Here is a 23,192-nt window from a genome sequence, read left to right on the forward strand (position 1 = left end):
AAACAGCAAAGATAACTTGATACTTTCCGGACTTGAAATGCGAGTTGGGGGCATGCCCCCAACTCATCGCCAGAGCTTTTTCAAAGCCCAAGCAAAAAAAGCCCAAAAGTGAGAGCCGTTTGCATCTCGCGCCGCTCATCTCAGCCTTGACTCGCATCCTGCCAAGGCTGAGCCTGGCAAAAAAATCACCACGAAACTCGCTTAAAAGGGAACCTCAGCTCAGCCCTGGCGATCTCCTCTTGTCGGGCGCCGACCGATGCTCTCTAAGCTCTGCCGCCAGAAAGCATACATGCGCTGCTCTTTCTGCCGATCCAGGTCGAGCAAACGAATTTTATGCATATGGGCAAGGCTGGCCAATATATCATCTTCCGTGCGCCAGAGTTCTCCTTGCTCAGCCAGTGCACGGACCTGCCGTCCCACAGCCCCCAATGGGACATTCTGTACACTTGTTAATTTTAGCAGCAGCTCACGTTGCGCCTGCAGCGATGTATCAGGCTGCACTTGCCAGGGCGCAAGTAGCTCACAATAGCGTTTGCGCACGGGGCGAAACTCCTTACTCAACGCGTAGGGTTCTGTACGCGCCCGTATCCATTGCAAGCGACGTTCAAAGTCGTAGCCCCAGGCCGCAAAGAAACTATCGAGCGTAAACACCGCCACTTCCAGCGGCTCAAGCGTCAGCTGATGGGCAAATTGGGCTGCAAGAACATTACTTACCACGCTGCTATCGATAGAGAATACCTGTTCGAGCAGCTCTATCGAGGCTGGCCCTCCATAGCGCTCAGTTTCGCGCTCATAGCTATCAATACTGTAGCGGTTGAGCCATCCCTGCTCGGCCAACTGGCGACTCCACTGCAGCAATGTTGTGAATAGAGGCTGAATGCTGGCATCCTCTCTGGCTCGCACGCGCAGACGCAGATGAGATTCGGGATCAGTATAGCGCAGATAAAACCAGCAATCGATCAATCTTCGTTCATGCAAAGCTCTTATGAGATCACGCAGAGGACCAGCAATGATCTCATCGTGCTGGCGTGGTGCTGCATAGAGCTTGAAATAGCACCAGCGCTCTCCTGGGAAATACTTGCGCTCTCTCGGCGTTACAACCCTTGGGGAAATGGTTGGTTGAACCAGCCGAGCCTCTCTTTGTGCTGAAGAATCAAGAGCATCGCTGCGCAGTAGAGGAACCACGATCTCCGAGAAATAGCCTGCCTCCTGCTCATCGCGTAGCCAGAGGCCCGCGAAATCGGGCAAGAGTTCCTGCAAAGTGAGACGCGTCTCCTTGCTTGCACTCAGTTTAGCGCGTAATTGAGCGACCAGCATAGGTTGCTCAAGGTCCAGCAATAAACGATTATCGAACTCAGCAAGATAGACATAGCGCGGCACCTGCCAATGCTCCCGCCAGTACTGTAAACCAGCAAACCAGCGAGCCTCCTCGCTTCCCGTGCCCCGAGCCTCAATCGTGCCGGCATGCAGTTTCCATTGAGCAGGACTAAGCACAAGCGTTGCTGTGCCCTCTTTGCGCACAACACGTGGCAAAAATGGCGCGGTATCCAATTTACCCCATTGGAAGCTACTAAGCAGCGGTAACCCATCATAGCTAATCTCACTTATGAAACGGCAAACATTGGGGGCAAGTTGAATATTGAGCATGTGGGTTTGGCAAACAACGACTTGCTTGCCTAGACGCAAGGAACGCAGATAAAACCGGCCATTGCGTATACTAACAACCAGGTCGCTCAATAAGAGCACGCGCTCAAGGGGAACTGAAGGAGTTGTGCCCACAACAATCTCGTAAGAGCGCAAGGGCGGTCGTATCGCCACATTTGCCGAACGGGCAAGAGGAGGTTGATAGCTCAGCTCTGCGAAAATAGCCTCGGGTAGTAACGACTCCTCGCGCGCGATCAGGGCCCGTAATTGCTCTTTCTCTTGCTCCCCGAGTATATCAAAAAAGCGCCCAAAGGTACGACCCGCATCAAGAGATCCACAATTCGGGCTTAACACGGCCTGCCACTCTCCACGATCCAGAGCCGCGCGAGAGTGCGCATGCACCTGAAGATAGATTTCTAAAGAGCGTGGGGCCTGCTCCCGACGTGGAGACCAGCTTTCGAGCCTGCCTAACAGGCCATCAGTCAGTTCTACCTCGATCCGCCGCTGATTGACGGTCCACATGACGAGATCTTGCAAGATGCGCTCTCGCTCGTTATTGTCGGATTGCGCTCCCGAGGAACGCAAAGGAGAAGAGCGCGGAGGCTGAGTATAGCCAGCTGGTGCATCCAGGCCGTGCTCAGGGCTTAATAAATCAAGCAAGGGAACTTCGGCATGCTCGCCATATTTTTCGCTAAATAAGCTTCGATATTCCTTGAGATGGGCCGGACCCTCGGGTACAGGCGTCATACGCAACAAGAGCTCGGCAATCTGGGCAGCGGCCTTACCGATAGAATCATGCAATCCTGCTGCCTTCAGGGCCAGAGAAGCATCCATCTGTATCTGCATACGCGGCTTCTCTCCCGCTGGTAGCAATTTCTCCTGAGCATCTTGCGTCTGCTTGAACTTTTCCAGCAAGGTATCAGGGCTGGCAGCATCGAGCTCTTCCATATGGCGTAACACAGTCCCCAACCTGCTGCCCAGTTCCTCATCATCCCGAACCTGGGACAGACGCCGATAGACATAATGGGCTGGTCGCGCAGCGGTCAGCGGAGGGTGGAGATCGCTGACAAGCAAATGATTTTCCCAGAGTTGCCATAATAGGCGATCAATTTGTTGAGGAAGAGCAGAGGGAAAGGCTTCCTGCAAAGCCCTGTGCAGTTCGGCATAGGGCAGAAAGTGCTGAGCCAGTTCAAGTGCTTTCAAGACGACAGAGGTTGCGCGCAAGGAGATAGCTCTGTTATCCTGCTGCCCATAGGTATCAGCAACAGGCAGCAAGACACGGCCGCCAGCGACATAAGCCAGTTGATTTGCGCTGACGCGAAGTTGTGACACAACTTCCTGGTTCGCTTCTATCTTTTGCAGGAGTGAAAGCAGCCAGCTCATATCTGGACGGCTGCGCGTGCCGGCAAGAGGCGGGAAAGCCAGGTGGAGCGAGGTCGTATCAGCAAAAGTTCCTGCCGCAACACCAGAGAAGAGGCCAAAGGGCGTAGGTCTTGTGCTCATGCGAATGAGGTAGCGCAAGAGTCCGGCATAGGTGCGTTCATTTCGTGCAGGAGAAGCTTTTACACGCGCTAACTTTTCGACGCTCTCAAGTAACGAAGGGCTGGCAACCGCGAGCGCGCCCATGACGCGAGGATCTTTCGCAAGAATCTGAAGCTCTTGTATACAAGCATTCTGCTGCGCTTGCAGGCGCTGCTCTAGCGAGCCCTCCACCAAAGCTGGCGATCCAGATGTCAGGCTGAGAAAGGCCTGTGCTGGCAAAAGAGGCGCGCGTATAAGATAGAAATCGGCAGAACTATAAAGGGAGTAGGTCAGGCTTTGCGCCACAGCCTTAGAACGCGTTGGCATGTGAATCCTTTCTGTTGAGCATTGTCAGTCGGCAATGCCCCACTCAGGAGAGCAGGAGCATCCGATCCCAGACCGGAAACACATCGGTAGAGGCGGCAAGCAAGGCCAATGCCACACCAGGTGCCCCTGTAAGCCAGTTCGGCTGATCAACAGCCACAACGGGCCCTTCCATATCTTGAAAACCGAGCGGAGTATCAGGATTGAAAGAGGCGAGTATCTGCTGAGTAAGTAGGGGAATATGCTCCCTGATCAGAGCGCTCGCGCCCGTATGAGCAAAGTGCAGGCAGATCAGCAAGAGACCGGCCTTGCCGTGGCAGAGCGTTGGCGAGTGCAAGCGACGTTCTGCAGGAGGCCGACGTAAGGCCGCCTCTACTGCCTCTCGCGCCTTCTGACGCAAGCCTTCGTCGGGCAAGGCCTCCCCGGCCTGCCAGAGGCTATAGGCTATTCCAGGAGCACCATAACACCAGCCGGCATGCGTTCCTGGCACAGCTTGCCACTGTTCAGCCGCCAAGGCTGCCGCATATGGAATAGCTGGCGGCCAGCTGCAGCCCCAGGAGTCGCTAATCTGATGTCGCAAGAGCCAGTTGCTCAGAAAGCTGATCGCCTCTTGTAGTCCAGGATAACGATAACCGCTTCGCCAGGCCAAAGAGAGCGCAGCAAGAGGACCAGCTATGCCATGCGCCAGTCCACAGTTGAAGCAACCTTCAGGATAGGATGCGCGATGCTGCTCTGTTGGCAGAAGCGCCGGCGGGGCATACCAGCGTTCTTTTCCCAGGGGCTGATCTGGCGCCGCAAGCCAGGTCAGATAGGCGAGCAGCACCTCGATAGCCTGCTTCTCTTGCTCACCTGGATGTTCTAGCAGAAGCAAGCCGGCTAATGTTCCTGCAGCCCCCGAAATAACATCATAATCGGAGTCGGCTACTCCGCCTTCCTCGTCTGCTCTACGCCATCTGCGCTGTAAGATTTGCTCGCATAACTGCTGCCTGATGTGCGCAAGCGTTTTCTGATAGCGCGTTCCACCCGCGCTCAACCAGTGGAGGGGCAGGAGCAGGCTGCAGGTTCCTCCAAAGAGCCCGGGAGTCTCAAATGGCATCTGCTGCGTCCAGGCTGCGGCCTGCCGCAGATGTTGCTGAGCCACAACATCCCAGCCTTGCTGAGGGAAACACCGAGCCAGATGGCTATAGAACATAGCAATCCCACAGAGGGCCAGGGGAGACCAGCCGCTCTGCTGCGTCGATTGCTCCTGAGCCTTTTGCGCGATGGCGAGGACAGAGGAGGAATTGCGCATGCGCTCAGCGACACATAATGCAGCCGCCTGCGCCTCAGCGCGCAACGGTTCAGCCAGCAGCGGTTGCCAGGAGAAGGAACGCCCAGGGACAGGAGGCTCATAATGCAGCAGCTGGGCCGCATCCTTAACATCCTCCGACATAATGTTGATCCTTTCCAGAGACTTGCTTGTCAGAAGAGCTTGTCAGGGGAGCAGCAACGCCAGGTAATGCAGACCCCCTTACAAAAGCCGTAAAAGGAGTCTGCTCTCTACAACACTAGCTTTGCAGCTTTAGGTAGAAAGATGCACCTATCTTAGCAGCCACAACCAGCGCAAGAATTATAGCAAGATGTACATACCGAGCAATCGCTCCCGCTCGCCACTATTTGCGGCGCCTCGTTCGGCACGCTCACACGTACATCCAGCTCAAATTCAGCTTCCAACTTACCTTTCTCTGGATTCACGCAGGAATTACAGGTGGCGCAAGAATTGTAGCAAGATGTACATACCGAGCAATCGCTCCCGCTCGCTACGATGTGCGGCGCTTCACTCGGCACGCTCACGCGTACATCTAGCTCAAACTCATCTGGACTGACAAGATTCTCAACGATAGGCATGTCTAAGACGGCTTCGTGTAACATCCATTACCTCCATGTAGTGGAGCACTTAACAGAGTGCATACCTTTTTCCATTATCCGCAAACGAACAGAGAGCATGCTCCATAAACTTTTGTCTTCTCGCCTTTTGAGCTAGAAAGACGTTTTGTTTGTACGTTTCTCAGGAATGTATCCTCCCCTTACCCCTGAGCAAATACCCAGCCTGCAGTCAATTACGGCTGAACAGGAGGACAATTGTGTTAAAAACGAGGAATCAAAATCCTCCGAATAGTCAAGGTGAGAAGGATAAAAGTTTATTTTGGCATAATAAGAGTGTACACAAAACATGTCAAAAATACAAGCTATATCATGATTATATGTTACATTATGTATCTTAATAGGAGAACCAAAGTATAGTTTGCGTGTATAACATACAGTAGAGTGTGTTTATAAATTTTAGGCTCGAAAAGAATTGGTTACAGCTGACTTACGAATAGCATGCAGTACAGTAAATATTTCCGCATACCGGATTAGCCAACGCCTGGCAGGCGCAAAAGATACTTGCAAAGCTATTACATCACTTGCGAAAATTTTGGCTTTTCGGGATTTCGTGTAGAATTTCTCCACATTCTGATCTCCTACAGAAACGAGTAACATCGGGAAAATATGGTAGGACTCCGCTAAACGGTGGTTGAGCATAAAACCCCCTTTCGTAGGCGAACTCTCGGACGATTGCGGACCGTCTTGATCGGCTCAGTTTGTCTCCCTGGTCGTCTTCGTCTTTTGGGTTCAATCCAGGGCGATGGCGGAATGCGATATCCCAGCAGTTCGCAAACACTCCAGACGTGATCGGTGAGCCCGGCAGCCATAGCAGGGGTACAAGGAGAGCCTCTATGCGCAGGTTTACTCAACTCATGATGCGCAAAACAGAAATTGTATGTGCAACCGATGAGATACATCCCCGTCTCAAGCGCTCGGAGGCGACGTGCTGCATGGCGAGATTTGCGCGTCAGGCTGGCAAGCCGCTCTCGAAAGGTCCCATTCAAGCGCTCGATGAAAGCTGTGTTGAGGACTGTACCTCCGCCCGAACGCTGCAACAAGCGCTCGGCTTGCGATTGCAGGCCATGAGCCATTCGCCGGGTGATCTCGATGACCCGTTTCTTTTTTGTTCGCTTGATCACCGTACCAATGTGCAGTTGCGGCCAAACTTGCAAGCAGGCTCGTCCTACTCCTGCGGTTCGCTTCACCTTTTCTCGGAACGCTCGGCAGATACTCCCCGGATAGGCACTCCAGCCATCTGTCAACACAAGTAGGGGAAGCAAGGAAGCCGCACATCGGCGAACCTGAATCATCAAGCGGTCAGCCAGGCTGCGATCACGCGAAGACTGGACCATACCTGCGATCCACAGGCGCGTCGAAACCATCATGGCTAACCCCATCCAGGCAATCATCTGGCATCCTTTCACCCGAATCTCATCGGTTTGCACATGCATCAGGTCCAGTTGCCCTTGTTCAATTATCTGCTGATGCACCTTTTGACAATGTATTCCCGCTCGATCGCGCCAATCTGCCACGGTCCGTTCATCCAAGTCAAAGGCATGCACAATGCCTTGGATCGGGCATCCATAGCTCAAGAGGGTCACGACAATCACCATGAGATCCATCGGTTTGCGCAAACCCTTGAACATGGTTCCTCGGCGGGCGCTGAACGTTCTTCTGCACGCCTTGCAACGATAGCGGGGCCGTTTGGGATCATGGATGACGATGTTGCCTAAACCTTTTTGACCTCTTGCGCAACACATTGCATTCGGGAAACACCGCGCCAGATGGCTATAGAACATGGCAATTCCACAGAGGGCCAGGGGAGACCAGCCACTCTGCTGCGTCGATTGCTCGCGGGCCTTTTGCCCATGGCATGGACAGAGGAGGGTTCGCGCATGCGCTCAGCGACACATAATGCAGCCGCCTGCGCCTCAGCGCGCAACGGTTGCCAGGAAAAGGAACGCCCAGGGACAGGAGGCTCATAACGCAGCAGTTGGGATACATCCTTAATATCTTCCGACATGATGTTGATCCTTTCCAGAGACTTGCTTGTCAGAAGAGCGGCAAAGTCAGGTGACGCAGACTCCCTTACAGCGCTATAAAAGGAGACTGCGCCCTACTACATCAGCTTTACAACTTCAGGTGAAAAGGTGCTTCTATCTTAGCAGCCGCTAGTGATGCAAGAATAGTAGCATGATATACAAACCGTGCAATCGCTCCCGCTTGCTACGATGTGCGGCGCCTCGTCCGGCACGCTCACGCGTACATCCAGCTCAAACTCAGCTTCTATCGGTAGTTCATTGGAGCCACGCAAGGATTACCCGCAGAACCACAACCGTTAGTTTCGCAGTAACCCATGCAAGAATCGTAGCAAGTCTCACAGACCGTGCAATCGCTCCCGCTGGCCACAATGTGCGGCGCTTCGCTCGGCACGTTCACGCGTACATCCAGCTCAAACTCATCTGTATTGATAAGCTTCTCAATGATGGGCATGTCTAAGACGGCTTCGTGTGACATCCATTACCTCCATGTAATAGTGCACTAAACTGTGTGCATACCTTTTCTTGTTACCCAAACGAAAAGAGAGCATGATCCCTAAACTTTTGTCTTCTCACCTTTTGAGCCGGAAGGTTGTTTTGTTTGTGCAATGCTCAGAATGTATCCTCCCTTACATCTAAGCAAATATCCAGCTCAATTATGACTGGATAGTGAGACAAATGTCCCCAAAAAGAGGATTTTAAATCCTCCCAATAGTCAAAGCAAGAGGGATAAAAGTTTATTTGATCATAATAGGAGTGTACACAAAATATTCCAAAAACACAAGCTTTATCGTGACTATATATTACAATAACTATCTTTATAGGGTAATAAAGTATAGTTTGCGCTTGTAACATATAGTATAACATGTTTAAAGATTTTAGACTCGAAAATAAGCGTTTACAGTTGAGTTATGAAGAGCCTGTACTACAGCTGATAATACCGCATACAGGAGATGCCAACGCTTCATAGGCGCAAAAGATACTTGCGTGGCTGTTAAATCACTTGCGGAAATTTTGGCTTTTCAGGATTTCGTGTAGAATCTCTCCACATTCTGACCTCCTACCGAAACTAGCAACATCGGGAAAATATGAGGAAACCCTTTATAATTGCTCTTCCCTTTCTACCTGTTTTACTCATTTTTTAACGAAATAGACACCATCCATAATTGTGGATGGTGTCACGATATATCGCTCTCGGATGGCCTGTTAGTAATTCTAACGGTTTTCGATCATTGAAGAGCTGACTCCACTAAGGACAGCCTACCATGATTTCGTTCCAGGCTTGGTACCCATCATAGAGCACGCCTACCTTCAGCAAGAGCACACATGCGGTAGCCTGTACTAAGGAAGATTTTTCCGGCCTATGGCTTGATAAACCTGATTGTAGAAGGCATGAATAGCGGGGCCACCTTGAATCAACTCCAAGACAACTCCACTGACATCATTCCCTTCCAAATACACAGTTTTCATGTCAACAGCTGGCTCTGTTGATTCTAAGAGCAAGCGTAGTCCCTTCCCTTGCAGCTTTGCCAGGATGTCATCCACATTGGGGACCAAAAAACCAAGGTGGTGCATGCCCTCGCCGTGCTCCTCTAAAAAGTGAAAATGGGGAGAGACGCGATCAAGTGGTTGGAGCAATTCAAGCATGGTGTTGCCTAACCAGGCATATCCAACTCGCAGATCAAAAGATGTTGGCTCACCATGCACGAGAGCACGAGACGTGGGAACATCAAGCGAAAAGAAGGATGTGATGCCCATGATCTCCCTATAGCGACGGATAGTGGCATCGCGGTCCCTAACGATTATTCCGACATGATGCAGCTCGGGAAGCTGAAAATCAGTCCTCTGAGGGACAGCTATCTCAGTCAAGGTCTATCTCCTTTTACACTGTTCGGCCTTTTGCTCTCTGGTAGTCCCTTCCAGGAGCAACAACATAGCTCATATGTTAGCCGGCTCAAGGGAGACAGACTTGGAAAATCTTGCTGTTTTGCGGTAGCTCCCTGGTGTCACCAGGTAGTGCCGCTTAAACTGCTGGGTGAAGTGGGGTTGATCAAAAAAGCCGGTTTCATGGGCCACATAGCCCACGTCGTACCCGTGTGCCAGTAACTTTTTGGCATGCTCCAGGCGCAGATGCGTCTGATAGGCATGGGGAGGTAGGCCAACCGCCTGGCGGAAGCTACGAGCTAGATGAAAGGGGCTCAAGTTGACCACATCGGCCAACTCTCGCAGCTTCACCTCCTCGGCATAGTGCGCTTGTAGATACGCCTTCGTGCGCTTGATGACTGGGTGTTCCCAACCCGGCTCCCGAAATGCTCCTGCGTCTTGGGCACGGGAAAGGAGCAGCCGAGCCAACAGGTGCAGTAGCATCTCCTCCTGTTGCAGGCAAGAAGTCGGAGCCTGCGATCTAGCAGCAAGGTCACGTACGGCCTGGCTCAAAGACGGATCAAAGAGGTAATGGCTGGGAAAATGGGGCAAGGACTGCTCCCTGTGGAACAACTCGATGGTGAGCTGTTGCAGCCAGGCAGGATCAATACAGAGAGAGTGGTAGGTGACGTCTTTGGCCTGGCTGATCCAAGTTTCTCCAGGCTCGATCACCAGGAGCGTCCCATCGACGGCCTGGCCACTGACACGCGTGTTTCGATACCGGTAGTGTGCTACACCTGACTGCATACAGACCAGCACATACTCCTGAAAAAAATGCCGGATAGAGGGAGTGGTGACGGCACGTCCTTCGGAAAGATCGAGCTGCTTGAGCTGCCACGGTCGCCACACCGTGACGCTACCATTGACCGCCTCACGCCTTTCTCTCGCTTCGAGTGGTTCCATCTCTGCTTTCCTCCTTAATTTTTCAGAAACAGGAACGTCCTCAATTGATGCTGGCGAAACCGCCAAAAAGCGTGTCTGCAGAGTTTCATTCCAGCTATGAGGACACGCATCAAAAAGGAGAAACGTGATGCTGCCGGTGGCTTACATGCTCCTTTTTGATACGTTCACCCTTCAAGTGGCGCGAGACCCTGGTCTGGTAGTGACTGCCCAGTTCGCCTCTCCAGGGTAATTCTCCTGGAGAGACTCAGCATTCTCCCTTGCAGCCTCCCATACTCTTGAGGGCTGGTCCATGGTCCATCCCAAGGTGAAATGAGCAGTTTTTTTCTGTTGTCCTCAGTGGTACGCCGTTGGTTTGAACGTTGAGCATGCTTTATATGACTGGCCATGGCTTGCAAGAGCTCTTGTGTACGCTTGACGCTTCTAGCATACCTTGGGAACAAGCAGAAACTGAGGGATTGGCTCACGTTCCTCACGTGAAATGGCTCACTCATCTCTACAAGAGTCTCTGCGGATGATCTTGCTCGTATGACGGGCGCATCTGAAGCGCTCTAGACAAAAACTGTGCCACACTTATCTCCTTTGCAGGGACGTCGGCTCCTTCCTTAACGCTGGACCGTGAAGGAGAATTTCTACATTAGCTCTGCTATTTTGAAAGGAAGGGGATTCTACACGAAATCCCAAAAAGCGGAAATTTTAAAAGTCTTGACTCCCATAGGGCTTGCATACTTGCGCTTCATAATAGCCTATGATAGGATATGGTACAAGACAGTTCTGTTTAAGGAGCAGCGCATCCCAAGGAGAAAGGCTAGAAGAAATGACCACAACCGTACGCTCGTCCACCCATCAACGCCTTCTGCAAACTGCTAGCGACCTCTTCTACCATGAGGGCATTCGAGCGATTGGAGTTGATACCATTTCTGCACAATCGCGCATAGGCAAGGCCACTCTCTATCGGCACTTTGCCACCAAAGATGAGCTTATTGTCGCCTATCTTGCTGAAAAGGAGCGCCTGCACTGGGAATGGTTCGAGGAAATTCTCGCTAAGCATGAAGGAGCGCCAAAGAAGCAGTTGGAAGCTCTGTTTGAGGCCAGCGCGCAACTTGTTGGCGACCCCGACTATCGTGGCTGTGCCTTCTTGAATGCCCTGGCCGAGTTCTCCGATAGTGAGCATCCCGCCCACCAGCGCGCCATAAACTATTACCAGACCAGCCGCGCACGCCTGATCCAATTGAGTCAACAAGCTGGCGCGCGTGATCCCGAAGCCCTTGCCGATCAACTCTTGTTACTGCTCAATGGCGCCCTGGCTTCCGCTCCCATCTTCGGCTCTAGCGGCCCAAACTCCCAGCTCAAAACGCTGGCTAGCCAGTTAATAGAGCATCAATTAGAGCAGACAGATTCCGCACAAGAGAAATAGACAGACTCGACAGCGTTACCCGAGCTTTTGTAGCGCTACCTCATGAATGATGCGCCCAAAACCGGAGCCTGCTTATACTATGGCTCGAAAGTGATCCCGCTCCTTGACTTCCGCATACAAAAGGGATATACAGAATAGCAAGAAAGAGCAAAAAATACTGCTCTTCGCGTTTCTACGACAAGTAGTTTTCTCACGAAGATAAAGTGCCGCATCTTTGGATGAAGATTATGCAGGAAAATGCTGTATCTTTTCACATTACAGCATTCAGAGAGGATTCCACTTATGCATAATTCTAATCAGGGAAGTGGCTCCCGGTTGTTGGGCTGCCTGTTCGTGCTTGCAATGTTAGTACTTGCGGCTGGCTTCTTCTGTCTTAAACCTGATAATTCTGGAGCGAGAAAGGACCTGTTATACTACGGCACCATCACAAAAATCACATGCGGCGGCCTGGAAATGCGACCACAAGATCTCTGCGATAACCGCACTTATGATGAGCAGGTAGCCTACCTGAACAAGCGGCAGAACGACTTGAATAACCAGCATACTACCGGAGGCCTTCTTATCCTCGCTGGAGGCATTCTATGGCTCATCTCCAGAAAGAGAGAATAAGCAGCTATCCCGCTTCATTGCTCTAGTCCAACTTCTTTGAAAGGGCAAAAAGCTGTAATTCCGCAAGCATGCTCGCAGTTAAACCAGGCTGGCCCGGATATCGCTTCTGGCCAGCCTGCATTATTGCCCTCTCGCCATAGGCACAACAGTTCCCTCACCTATTTCTGGCGAGCGCAAATTTTGGGGGCAATATCCCTTGCAATATTCCACATTGGAAGGTATACTATTGATATTCCACATTGGAAGGTGGAAAGCATAAGTCAGAGAGTGTAGAGCAAGGACTCAATCTGTATGTATAAACTCAACGCGACAGCCGCCTCGCTGCTAGGCTTTTTGCATGAAGGGCCAATGTCCGGCTGGGACCTGGTGACGAAAGCGCAGACCGTCATCGGCGATTTCTGGTCGCTAACGCCAAGCCAGATCTATCGTGAGCTCAGTTCGCTTGCCACTGCTGGCCTTGTGCAAGCCGGTGAGCGCGAGCAGCGAGATCGTCGTCCGTTCAGCATTACTGCAGAGGGCCGAGCAGCCTTTGCCGCGTGGATCATCCAGGAGCCATCCGAGGAAACTATTCGCTTCCCGCTTTTGCTGAGCGTCTCCTTTGGCAAATACCTGCCCAAAGAAAAGCTCATCTCCTTTGTGCGGTCACAGCGCAGCGGGCATCAGCAACGACTCGATGGCTATAGACAGCAGCATAGCAAGCTGATAGCTCAGCACCCGACTGATCCCTACGCCCTGGCCATCCTTGACTTTGGCCTCAGATATGAGGAAGCCGTATTATCCTGGATAGATAGTTTGACGGAATCCTTCAGTACAGCCGAGATACGCGCGGCTGAAAATGAGCCTTGAAAGAAGTTCCTGGCACCAAGAGCGTTACTGTCTTCTGTAGCGCGGCAATCCCTTAGCATATCAGCGCTGATATGTTTTTTTAGGAGATCAACTTAACAGCATTAAGTTAAATGTTAATGTTTTCTTTCTAGCAAATTTGGAGGAACATATGCACCCTGCACTTACGTTATCGCTCGACTCACGCGTCACCGCCGGACTCTTATTGCTCACCATAGTTGGCATTGAGTATGGTGGCTGGTTTATATTGCGCATAGTCCGTGGAGCTGTACCCATGACCGAGTTTCAGAAAACCTTCGCCAGAGCCGGGCACGCGCATGCCGGCGTCCTGGTTATCCTCTCCCTCGTCGGCCAATTGTTTGCCGACGCGACGTCTATAAGTGGGCCGCTCGCTCTGCTTGCCCGCAACGGTATCTGGATCGCCGCCCTTCTCATCCCGGCGGGCTTTTTCTTCTCCTCAATCGGAAAAAACGTCACCCGTCCAAACCGGCTCATTCTGCTGCTCTACCTGGGCATGGCCAGCCTGACGCTAGGAGTTGTCAGCCTGGGAGTTGGTCTACTCAGCGCTTAGGGCTGACCTGCTAATTCCTGCGGAGCATGCCGCGTATCGTCAAACCGAGAAGTTACAGGAGAAACTGCAAGTGTCTCGACAAGAGCCTTGCCAGATAACACCGTTATAGCTTATGCTTGCATAAGAAAGATATCTCTAGATCTTCTTATGCAGCTAAGCAGGCATGCGGAGTTTCTTAAGGAAAAGAGAGGTAAAGGATATGGCCGGCATCCATCCGCAGGAGAATAGCTACGTTATTGACAAAGAGAGTGCTACCGAGATGGCGCGCCTGATCGACCTTGACGTGATGATAACCAGGGCCATGGGCGGCCATTTTCCTCCTGAAATCGACCTGAGCAAGATCCACAGTATTCTCGATGTTGGCTGCGGCCCTGGTGGCTGGGCAACCGAAGTTGCTTTCGCCCATCGGGACAAGCAGATTGTAGGCGTTGATATCAGCCATGCAATGCTCCAATATGCCCGCGAACACGCAAGAATCCAGGGCTTGCGCAACGTTGCCTTCCGGGTCATGGATGCAACCGAGAAGCTTGACTTCCCCGATGAGAGCTTTGACATGGTAAACGCGCGCTTCATGGTCAGCTTTATGTGGAAAGGAGCCTGGACGCAATTCATCCAAGAATGCAAACGCATCACCAGGCCGGGCGGGATTATCCGCCTCACCGACACAGACGTGCCAGGCGTTGGCTCAACCAATAGTGCCGCACTGGATAAACTTAGTGTTATCATGACACGCGTCTATTTCATCACCGGTCGGAGCTTTTGCCAGGATGAATTCGGCAATCATTTCGGGCTGACTCCCATGTTGAGTGGCTTTCTAAAGGAGGCCGGCTATACCAATATTCGTGAAACTCCCTTTATGCTCAACTACTCTGTGGGCAAGCCGGGCTATCTAGGCAATACGCGCAACCTGGAAATCGCCTTTCTCCTGCTTCAGCAATTCTTAAGCAAGCCAGGAATTGCCACAAAGGAAGAAATAGAGCAGCTTAACCAACAAATACAGATTGATATGCGCAATAAGGACTTTCGCGGCATCTGGCCATTTATGAGCGTCATTGCCCAAAAGCCTACCTAGCACATCGTTCCCAACCATGGGAAGGAGAGAAGATACGTCTCAAGCATTCCCCCACTTTATTGAAAGTGGTCAGCAAGACAACCAAACAGTCGTCCTTCTCCATGGTTTGGGGATGGGCTATCGGTTCTGGGAATTACAACTCCCATTCCTCAGCAAACGCTACCATCTTCTTGCCCTCGACCTACCCGGCTTTGCTGGTTCAGTGAGTAGTGGTCCATTTACGATGATCAGAGCTGCTGCAGCTACCGTTGATCTGCTCGATAAGCAAGCGATACCTGCAGCGCACCTATGCGGGTTATCGCTTGGAGCAATGGTCGCTCTGCAGATTGCTATACAAAGTCCCGGCCATGTTCTAAGCTTGATCCTATCTGCAGGACAGATACAGCCCGACGCTCAGATCATGGAAGAACAGTTTGCCGCTATGGCTGCCGTTCCCGAAGACGTCCTCTTCGAGAGCTTTATCAATTTTGTGCCCCCGCAATATGAAGATCTGCGACAAGCAGCCAGGGAAGATCTGCAGCAAACGGGCAAGCAAGGGCTGCTTGCGGCGATGCGTGAGGCGAGTCAGGTGCGCTTTCGCCAGCATCTGAGGCAGATACGTGTGCCCAGCCTTATTCTTTGTGGCAGTGAAGATCTTGTTAACCTGGAAGCTGCACAGGAGTTAGCTGAGACTCTTCCCCACGCACAACTCGCCATTATTGCAGGAGTGGGACACGCCTGGAATCTGGAAAAACCCGACGAATTTGCACGTATGGTGGACGACTTTGTACAACAGGTCGAGCACAAGTACAAAGATCAGCGCACCTAGCGCCAGCATCTTCCATATGATAGGAGAACACGCAGCAGATATTCTAAGATGCTTGCAAAATAGACAATAGAGGACGTTTATTTCTTGACCGGTTCCCTGGTTCCAGAGAACTAGAGGACCTAAAGCGAGCGTACCAGAGCCTGCTTAGCAGAACATTATGCCCAGGCTATCTCCCTGGATGCGCTCGCCAGCCCTGCTTATCTGGGCGCATCCACCTGGCTCGCCTCTTTCGGCACATGGTTGACTCCTCATGCCTACAACATGCAATCACACTCCCTCACATTCAAGAAAACTACTAGAGCAAGCAGCTATGTGGCCTATGAAACTGGCTTTTTGCTCAAAAGCATCTTATCAACCAGTTCAAGCAACTTACTGGCGTCATACCAGAAACCTCGCGCCAGAACGCAAGGATTCCTAGCCTGCGTCTCAAGAATGTTTTATACTACAAGAGCTATACGTGTAGCACAAACTGAAAACGCATTAAATAGCAATCAGGGAGATACATTATGTCAACAGAAGAAAGAAATATTGAACTAGAGAGGAAAGGAACACGTGCATTAATCATCGGTGCCGGCATTGCAGGCCTGTTAGCAGCGCGTGTGCTTTCAGACTATTATGAGCATGTGCAGATCATTGAAAAGGATGCTTTATCTGAAGAAGCAATAACACGGTCTGGTACTCCACAGGCGTTTCATTTACATAATTTAGCGCTTCGTGGCAGAAAGATCGTGGAGCAGCTTTTTCCTGATCTGATTGATGATTTATTAGAGCGTGGGGCGTTTGCTGCCCACGCTAAAACATTCATCCTGGCAAACCCATTCGGCCAGTGTGCAATGACTAATCCAGACGAAGGGCGTGTGCAGTGCAGCAGGAGCATGTTGGAGTTTGCCCTACGTCAACGGGTGCAAGCCATTCCGCGCATACAACTTGCTTCAGAGTTAGAAGTTGTCGGGCTACAAGCTAACGCCGATCGTACACGTATTACAGGCGTATCCGTCAGACCACGCGGTCAAATGCAGAATCTCTCAATGCTGACTGCGGATCTGATTGTTGACGCGAGTGGGCAGTTCTCAAAAATTACGCAATGGCTTGCCGAGCTAGATTATGCATTACCTGAGCCTGAACGGGTCAAAGTGGGGATTGGATATAGCACACGCCTTTATCGGCTTTCTCCTCAGGTCAACCAGGAAACTGGCCTTATTCTCATTTGGGGAGAGCCAGAAAATCAGAAGCGTTTCGCCTATGGCCTGCAGATAGAGAATGGATTATGGGATATCTGCCTTCAGGGTGCTAAAGATCTGCAACCTGCTAGCGATGATCGAGGCTTCGAGCAAGAGCTACGACAGATAATCACTCCAGTATTGGCGGATACAGTGGAGAATGAAGGAGAGCCGGTTTCGTCTGCGAGGGGATATCTTGTCCCAGAATGTCGGCTTCAACATTTTGAGCAGATGGAAAACTGGCCCGCGGGTTTACTTGTTCTCGGTGATGCTCTGTGCAATCTTGATCCGATGTATGGCCAGGGAATGAGCGTTGCCGCGCTCGAAGCAGAAGCGCTTAACAACGCTCTACTTGAGCAGCAGACAAATCCCCAGGCCAATTTTGAAATCCGTACCCTACAGGCTTTTCAGGAAGTAATCAAGCCAAGCTGGTGGCTTGATGCTATAGCGGATCTACGCTGGCCCAACACTGTATATACTGGTCAGGAGCCGCCAAAAGCTGTTGCGCTCTTCCATCGCTACATTGATCTCTACCTGCAGCAAGCCATGCAGCGTATGCAAGAGGAGATAAAGTCAGCCGAGGAGCCGGCAGCGCCGCCGGATCTTTCTTCGCCCGAACCATCGCTGCTGTCATACTTGCTCACGATCTATGATTTATATATCCCTCCCCAGGTTGTTTTCAACGCCACGACCTATCGTCTGCTTTTAGAGGCTGAAGCAGCTCAGTCAGGGCCACAGCGACTACACGATTTGACCAATGAATATCAGCTGCCGTTAGAAGAGATTATGAACGAGATCTTGCCAACTTTTTCGTCGCCCTTGACGTCAGCACCTGATAAAGCATAGATGGCCCAACGCAACAGTTGCTGCTCGAAGGGCGAGTAAGCAGACATGAGCTGTGTTCAGGATGCTAGAGCGCCGATCACCGCCGCATAACTTCTGTATAGGGCAATTTCGTATCGCGCTCTAACGCCTTAATCGTTCTCTGCCGGCTACGCTTCTGGTCCGCTTGCTTTCTATACGCGGGCCAGCGGCTGCACCTCAACCAGCGCATCATAGGCGGCCTGACCGCCATGCACTCCCGTTTTCTCAGTTACCTCGATAGCGCTTGTAGAGAGGGCCGGCGCCCCGCTCGTTACCTGATTTATGCCCGCCCAGCCATCGCGCATCCAAACGGCTCCTGGCAGCATATCTTCGGTGACGAGAGCACGGGCCGCGAACTTACCGCGCTCGTTGAAGACGACAATCTGACTGCCTGGCGCAATGTTGCGGCTCTGCGCATCAAGCGGGTGTATCCACAACTCCGGCTCGGGATTGACCTTCGCCAGCGCTGGCAAGGCCTGTCCCTCATCATAAAAGGCGTGGAAGGCTGTAAGCGTGCGCCCCTGGCAGAAGCGTAGCGCTGTGGGCGAGCTTTGCACATCTTTGCGTTCGGTATAGGTTGGCAGCGGTGAGAGCCCTACGCTCTGTGCGCGCTCGCTCCAGAACTCAACCTTGCCCGAGGGCGTATGGAAACGGTGGTCAGGATACGAAATGTGCGACAACTTACTACGTTGCCAGTATCCTCCCAGCTCACGCATATCCGCGACGGTCAGGGAGCGCCCGGAAGGCATTTTTTGCGGCGCTAAAAGCGCGTTGATATGGGCCTCCTCATCCTCCCAGGGGAAGAAGTTAGCAATATCCAGACGTTCGGCCAGCTCGCGAAGCAGGTGGATAATCGAGCGCGCCTGACCCTCGGCCGGCAAGACGCGTTCCATCAGATAGAGATGGGTCGCGGTATCCTTCAGTCCCAGTTCTTCTAGCCAGACCGTGCTCGGCAAAACCAGATCAGCCGTGCGCCGCAGCGTCTCGTTCATAAAAACGTCGTAGCCCACAATCAGCTTAACTGTATCAAGTCCACGGGCCAGGCTATTGGTATCCGAGAAAGAAGAGAGCATATTTGTGCCAAGGATCAGCAGGACATCAATCTTGCCCTCCTGAAAGGCCTGCGTAATAGAGGGCATATGATCGGGAACATAATTGCCCGGGCGCCTCTCGACGTCCGCCAGAATATCGGCAAGCTTAGCACCGTGGGGGAAAGCGCGATGTCGCGGACCCAGGCCGCCGCCGGCTATGCCCAATTGTCCCGTCAGCGCAGGTAGACAAGAGATGGCTCGGCTAGCCTCCCAGCCGTCCTGATGCTTAAACATCGAGCTTCCACCTAGCACAATCATCGCCGGCGTCTGCATTGCATAAACGCGGGCGAGCTGGCGAACGCGCTCAGCCTCAACCCCCGTGATATCCTCAGCCCATTCTGGCGTATACTGGCTCACATGCTGGGCAAAAGTCTGGTAGCCAAGCGTATGCTCAGCAATAAAGCGCTGATCGACAAGGCCCTCAGCGATAATGACATGGGCCAGGGCCAGAGCCAGCGCGGCATCAGTGCCGGGACGGATCAAGATCACCTCGTCGGCATGGCGCGAGGCCTCGGCTCGACGCGTATCGATATGGATGATATGGGCGCCCCGTTTGCGCGCTGCGATAAGATGAGGAGCCGTGGTGGGCTGGCTGGCAATATTCGAGCCCCAGAAGATCACCGTGCGCGAGTTTGCGCCCATATCCTCTTTAGTATTGGCCTCCATAATGCCGGTCAGAGCCAGCCCATAGCCTCCCAGGCCCCAGCAGATAATCGCGGGAATCCAGGCCTGAAAACCAGCAAGGCGCGCAAAGCGCAGGATCAAATTATTGTTGATGCCAGTTGTGCCCGAGCCATGTCCCCGCCAGAAGGCCACACGCTCCGGCTGCGTCTCTTGAATCGCTCCTATGAGCATAGCATAGGCATCTTCCCACGAACAGGGCTCCCACTGGTTGCTTCCCCGTGGTCCTACGCGGCGTAGGGGAGTAAGCAAGCGCCTGGAATTGTTAAATATCTCGCGCGTCGCCCGGCCGCGCACACAGAGAAAACCGTGGCTATCGGGATTGTTGGGATCGCCTTTCACTGAAAGTAATTTATCCCCTTCCACCTCAACGGTCATCCCGCAGTACGTGGGATGGCAATTCATTGGGCACATTGTCGTAAATTGGCGCTTACCTGCCATGAGCTATGTTCCTCCGGTCCTATCCTTCAAGCGAACTAAGTCAACCTCTTTGGAGACGTGAAGACACGCATGAAGAAAGAGAGAAGCTAAGCCTCCATCGGCTTTCTCCTCGCGATCTGTTCGGCGAGACTAAAATGTAAAGATATGTTCGTTAGAACAACTATCAATCTACTACAATAGTACCATAATCTAAGGATCAGCTACCGTTTCGAGGAATCAATCTTGGCTTTGTCATCGTCAATGGTCTAAAACATCCTACCAGGCAGTAGAGCTGGAACCCATGCTCCAGCCTGGAATCTCTGCCGTGGCACCCATCTTACCGACAAGCAGAGTAGAGGTTCTGGACCCGAGTTCAGGTCAAATGAGAGTTGGCTGATAGCTTGACTATCTAAGCTGATTAGATTATTATTTATCCATATTTCACGATTCGGTCTATTGTAAAGCGATAGGGAGAAAAATATCTATGGCAACAAGAGCGGGGTTGGACCACAAGATGGTTGTGCAGGCTGCAGCCGAGCTCGCTGATGCGAACGGACTAGCCGAGTTAAGCCTGGCCACGCTAGCCTCAAAGCTTGGAGTGCGCACTCCGACCCTTTATCACTATATTAGAGATGGTTTGAGTGGACTGCATCGCGAGCTAGCCTTGCGGGGCTGCCAGGAAATTGCCCAACGTCTTGGCAAAGCGATTATGGGTAAATCGGGCGAAGAGGCGATCAGAGCGCTGGCGCATACCTATCGTACCTTTGTTAAGGAGCACCCGGGCCTCTATGCCGCGCTGGTACCAGCTGCGCCCAAAGAGGATACAGCATTGCAGCAGGCCCAGACCGAAGTTGTTGAGATAGTTGTACGCGCCTTTTCAGCCTATCATATGTCCGAACCCGATACCATACACACTGTCCGTATATTGCGCAGCCTGGTACATGGCTTCACAACCACCGAAGTGAGCGGCGGCTTTGGCCTGCCCCTGGACATTGACGAGACCTTTGAACGGCTCCTCAGCGTCTTTTTGCGCGGCCTGGCCGGCTAAAATTGAGTTTCCTCTTGGAGCGCCTGACGTAGCTCTTCTGTCATTTGCTGGACCAGATCCGGCCTTCCATGAAACTGAGCCGGCGTATTCTGAAATAGCTGGATGCGCCACAGGTCAGCCTGTTTCACGGCGAGGACGGTCTGATGCGCATTGACGGCAGGATTGAGCTCCAGTTGCCCAGGCGGAATCATGCCAACGATGGCGCGCAGCAGAGCTATTTCAGGACTCAACAGGCGCACACTTCTGATTTTGCTCACGTAGGCGGCCGTAATATGGTCGGCAAAGACCTGCTGTAGCGTCGAAGTAATCTCACCTGGCCCGATCATCTGACTTCCATCGAAGCCGATGACCTCGCCATGTTCCACAAATAATTTGGCATAGGCATGGGCATCACGCTTGTTCCAGCTATCCAGGAGCTCTTGATAGAGCGTGCGAACCATGCTTTCATCAGAAGGCGCTACATCTTGCCGCTCGAACGACTCTGAATACATAATCTCTTCTCTCTCCTTTATTACTATGGCATTTTATAGCTCGTGTCCATAGAAAAGTGCCCATAAAACACGAGTTTCCCCCTCAAGTATACTACCCGAATTAAAAAAAACTTCTCCGATCTTGCGCTTGTTGGCATCTACAATTATTTCGGCCTTATCCAAAGCAGGCTCAGCTAAGGCCGGCCCTGCTGTAACACCTCTACTCCGAGAAACGTTCCATACTTGTAGGCTCGTAGCAAAGCAGTCAGTTTACGGGCCTATGCTTCCTGCCAACTCACCTGGCTCTGAAGCGGTGAGCAAGCAGAAAAGCGCGGAGCAGTGCATTGCTAGCTTCCCTTTCAAGCTCCACTTGCAGAGCTTGCAATAAGCTGACTACAATTTAGTAGCGCAATGCCCACAATCAAACAAAAGGAAGACAAGCGTGTTTACTATCAAAGGCTACAAACCATCCGTGAGAACTGAGTGCGTCGCTGGCCTGACCACATTCCTGACCATGGCCTACATTATGGTCGTAAATCCTCTTGTGCTCTCAGCGGCCGGCGTGCCCTTTCAGCAGGCCTTTACGGCAACAATTATTTCGGCCGTCGTCGGAACGTTACTCATGGGTCTTTTCGCCAACTATCCAATTGCCATCGCTCCGGGTATGGGGCTCAATGCTTATTTCACCTACTCGGTCGTGCAGGCGCAAAAGCTTAACTATCACATAGCATTCTCGGCAGTCTTTATCTCAGCCATATTTTTCGTTTTGCTCTCGCTGACGCCCTTGCGCACAAAGCTGATAGATGCCATCCCGCAAAATCTTAAGCATGCTATCGCGGCCGGCATCGGCTTCTTTATTGCCTTTGTCGGCTTGCGCCTGACCGGGCTGGTGCAGAAGCAGCCCGATAATCTCGTGGCGCTAGGGGATCTACATTCGCCGATGGCGCTGCTGACCCTGGCCGGACTGGTGATCACAACGATCTTGATGGCCCGACGCATCTATGGAGCGCTCTTCATCGGGATGATCATTACCGGCATTCTGGCCGCTATCACGGGCCAACTTACTCTGCATGGCATTGTCTCGCTGCCCGCCTTACCAGACGGTCTGCTCGTCTACAATCCAATTGCGGCGGTAGGCGATGTCATACATGCCGGCCTGTATGCGGCTGTCTTCTCTTTCCTGCTGGTAACGCTGTTTGACACAACCGGCACGGTGCTTGGCCTGGCGGAACAGGCAGGGTTATTAGAAGACGGGAAATTGCCGCGCGCTGAGCGAGCCCTTTTCGCCGATTCGTTTGCCACGCTGGTTGGCGCGATCTTCGGTACCAGCCCCACCTCGGCCTATATCGAATCTGCCTCGGGCATCGCCGCCGGTGGGCGCACAGGTTTAACGGCCCTGGTTGTGGCTATTCTCTTTATCATCTCGGCCTTTTTCTTTCCAGTTATTCAGGCCGTCTCCGGCGTCTCCGCGATCACGGGTCCCGCTCTGATCATTGTAGGAGCGCTGATGGCCGGGAACGTACGCTATATCACCTGGGATAAATTCGATGAGGCCCTACCAGCCTTCCTGGTCATTCTGAGCATGCCCCTGACCTCTAGCATTGCGACAGGCATTGCTCTGGGCTTTATCTTTTACCCGATTCTTAAGGTAGTGATTGGGCAGTGGCGCAGCGTCCATCCGCTGGTCTACGTCTTTGGCGTGCTCTTCCTGTTTGACCTGATTTTCTTGCCCCACTAAGAGCAGCCTTCTTATCTTCTCGGCGCGAAAGGGACGGGGCTTTGCTCCTGTCCCTGCGTTTGCCTCACAGGCGAGTTTTCC

The 23,192-nt window shown here is 52.3% G+C and carries 19 protein-coding genes; 9 read left to right on the plus strand and 10 right to left on the minus strand.

Features of this window, described 5'->3' with window-relative positions; genetic code table 11:
- Window positions 1-219: 219 nt before the first annotated feature.
- From EPA93_RS05220 to EPA93_RS05250, 8 genes are all read right to left on the minus strand, one after another.
- Complete coding sequence (locus EPA93_RS05220; RefSeq protein WP_129886032.1) at window positions 220-3,492, minus strand: lantibiotic dehydratase; 3,273 nt, start codon at window positions 3,490-3,492, stop codon at window positions 220-222.
- Window positions 3,493-3,535: 43 nt separating this feature from the next.
- Complete coding sequence (locus EPA93_RS05225; protein ID WP_129886033.1) at window positions 3,536-4,921, minus strand: lanthionine synthetase C family protein; 1,386 nt, start codon at window positions 4,919-4,921, stop codon at window positions 3,536-3,538.
- Window positions 4,922-5,073: 152 nt separating this feature from the next.
- On the minus strand, window positions 5,074-5,400 hold the full coding sequence (locus EPA93_RS05230; RefSeq protein WP_129886034.1) for an FDLD family class I lanthipeptide: 327 nt from the start codon (window positions 5,398-5,400) through the stop codon (window positions 5,074-5,076).
- A 635-nt stretch (window positions 5,401-6,035) separates the two neighbouring features.
- A complete protein-coding gene (locus tag EPA93_RS05235; protein ID WP_242527323.1) occupies window positions 6,036-7,043 on the minus strand; it encodes a hypothetical protein in 1,008 nt (335 codons plus the stop codon).
- An 83-nt stretch (window positions 7,044-7,126) separates the two neighbouring features.
- Window positions 7,127-7,420 (minus strand): hypothetical protein, encoded by a 294-nt coding sequence (locus tag EPA93_RS48220; protein ID WP_165422889.1) that lies wholly within the window; start codon window positions 7,418-7,420, stop codon window positions 7,127-7,129.
- A 263-nt stretch (window positions 7,421-7,683) separates the two neighbouring features.
- Window positions 7,684-7,914 (minus strand): hypothetical protein, encoded by a 231-nt coding sequence (locus EPA93_RS05240; protein ID WP_129886036.1) that lies wholly within the window; start codon window positions 7,912-7,914, stop codon window positions 7,684-7,686.
- 863 nt (window positions 7,915-8,777) lie between these two features.
- Window positions 8,778-9,305, minus strand: a complete 528-nt coding sequence (locus EPA93_RS05245) for a VOC family protein (RefSeq protein ID WP_129886037.1) — start codon at window positions 9,303-9,305, stop codon at window positions 8,778-8,780.
- Window positions 9,306-9,374: 69 nt separating this feature from the next.
- Entirely contained in the window at window positions 9,375-10,262 is an 888-nt protein-coding gene (locus EPA93_RS05250) for a helix-turn-helix domain-containing protein (RefSeq protein WP_129886038.1), read from the minus strand.
- A gap of 814 nt (window positions 10,263-11,076) precedes the next feature.
- On the opposite strand from EPA93_RS05250, the gene EPA93_RS05255 reads away from it, so the two are divergent.
- The 7 genes from EPA93_RS05255 to EPA93_RS05285 all read left to right on the plus strand — a co-directional run bounded on the left by EPA93_RS05255 (window position 11,077) and on the right by EPA93_RS05285 (window position 17,645).
- The gene (locus EPA93_RS05255) at window positions 11,077-11,676 is read left to right on the plus strand and encodes a TetR/AcrR family transcriptional regulator (protein ID WP_129886039.1); all 600 of its coding nucleotides are present in this window, start codon (window positions 11,077-11,079) and stop codon (window positions 11,674-11,676) included.
- A 282-nt stretch (window positions 11,677-11,958) separates the two neighbouring features.
- Window positions 11,959-12,285: a hypothetical protein gene (locus EPA93_RS05260; protein ID WP_129886040.1), complete on the plus strand. Its 327-nt coding sequence runs from the start codon at window positions 11,959-11,961 to the stop codon at window positions 12,283-12,285.
- A gap of 291 nt (window positions 12,286-12,576) precedes the next feature.
- Complete coding sequence (locus tag EPA93_RS05265) at window positions 12,577-13,131, plus strand: PadR family transcriptional regulator (protein ID WP_129886041.1); 555 nt, start codon at window positions 12,577-12,579, stop codon at window positions 13,129-13,131.
- A 148-nt stretch (window positions 13,132-13,279) separates the two neighbouring features.
- On the plus strand, window positions 13,280-13,699 hold the full coding sequence (locus EPA93_RS05270) for a hypothetical protein (RefSeq protein WP_129886042.1): 420 nt from the start codon (window positions 13,280-13,282) through the stop codon (window positions 13,697-13,699).
- Window positions 13,700-13,898: 199 nt separating this feature from the next.
- Window positions 13,899-14,771, plus strand: a complete 873-nt coding sequence (locus EPA93_RS05275) for a class I SAM-dependent methyltransferase (protein WP_165422890.1) — start codon at window positions 13,899-13,901, stop codon at window positions 14,769-14,771.
- 16 nt (window positions 14,772-14,787) lie between these two features.
- Window positions 14,788-15,579, plus strand: a complete 792-nt coding sequence (locus tag EPA93_RS05280; RefSeq protein ID WP_129886044.1) for an alpha/beta fold hydrolase — start codon at window positions 14,788-14,790, stop codon at window positions 15,577-15,579.
- A gap of 506 nt (window positions 15,580-16,085) precedes the next feature.
- The gene (locus EPA93_RS05285; protein ID WP_129886045.1) at window positions 16,086-17,645 is read left to right on the plus strand and encodes an FAD-dependent oxidoreductase; all 1,560 of its coding nucleotides are present in this window, start codon (window positions 16,086-16,088) and stop codon (window positions 17,643-17,645) included.
- Window positions 17,646-17,815: 170 nt separating this feature from the next.
- Here EPA93_RS05285 and EPA93_RS05290 read toward each other — a convergent pair whose 3' ends face one another.
- Window positions 17,816-19,876: a molybdopterin-containing oxidoreductase family protein gene (locus EPA93_RS05290; RefSeq protein WP_129886046.1), complete on the minus strand. Its 2,061-nt coding sequence runs from the start codon at window positions 19,874-19,876 to the stop codon at window positions 17,816-17,818.
- 463 nt (window positions 19,877-20,339) lie between these two features.
- On the opposite strand from EPA93_RS05290, the gene EPA93_RS05295 reads away from it, so the two are divergent.
- Window positions 20,340-20,903 (plus strand): TetR/AcrR family transcriptional regulator, encoded by a 564-nt coding sequence (locus EPA93_RS05295; RefSeq protein ID WP_129886047.1) that lies wholly within the window; start codon window positions 20,340-20,342, stop codon window positions 20,901-20,903.
- Here the strand turns inward: EPA93_RS05295 and EPA93_RS05300 are convergent.
- On the minus strand, window positions 20,900-21,394 hold the full coding sequence (locus tag EPA93_RS05300) for an SgcJ/EcaC family oxidoreductase (RefSeq protein ID WP_207229452.1): 495 nt from the start codon (window positions 21,392-21,394) through the stop codon (window positions 20,900-20,902). The genes EPA93_RS05295 and EPA93_RS05300 overlap by 4 nt on opposite strands.
- 421 nt (window positions 21,395-21,815) lie before the next feature.
- Between EPA93_RS05300 and EPA93_RS05305 the strand changes: the two genes are divergently transcribed.
- A complete protein-coding gene (locus tag EPA93_RS05305; protein WP_129886048.1) occupies window positions 21,816-23,111 on the plus strand; it encodes an NCS2 family permease in 1,296 nt (431 codons plus the stop codon).
- Window positions 23,112-23,192: the final 81 nt, after the last annotated feature.

Origin of the sequence: Ktedonosporobacter rubrisoli, from assembly GCF_004208415.1 — a bacterium.
GTDB classification, from domain to species: domain Bacteria; phylum Chloroflexota; class Ktedonobacteria; order Ktedonobacterales; family Ktedonobacteraceae; genus Ktedonosporobacter; species Ktedonosporobacter rubrisoli.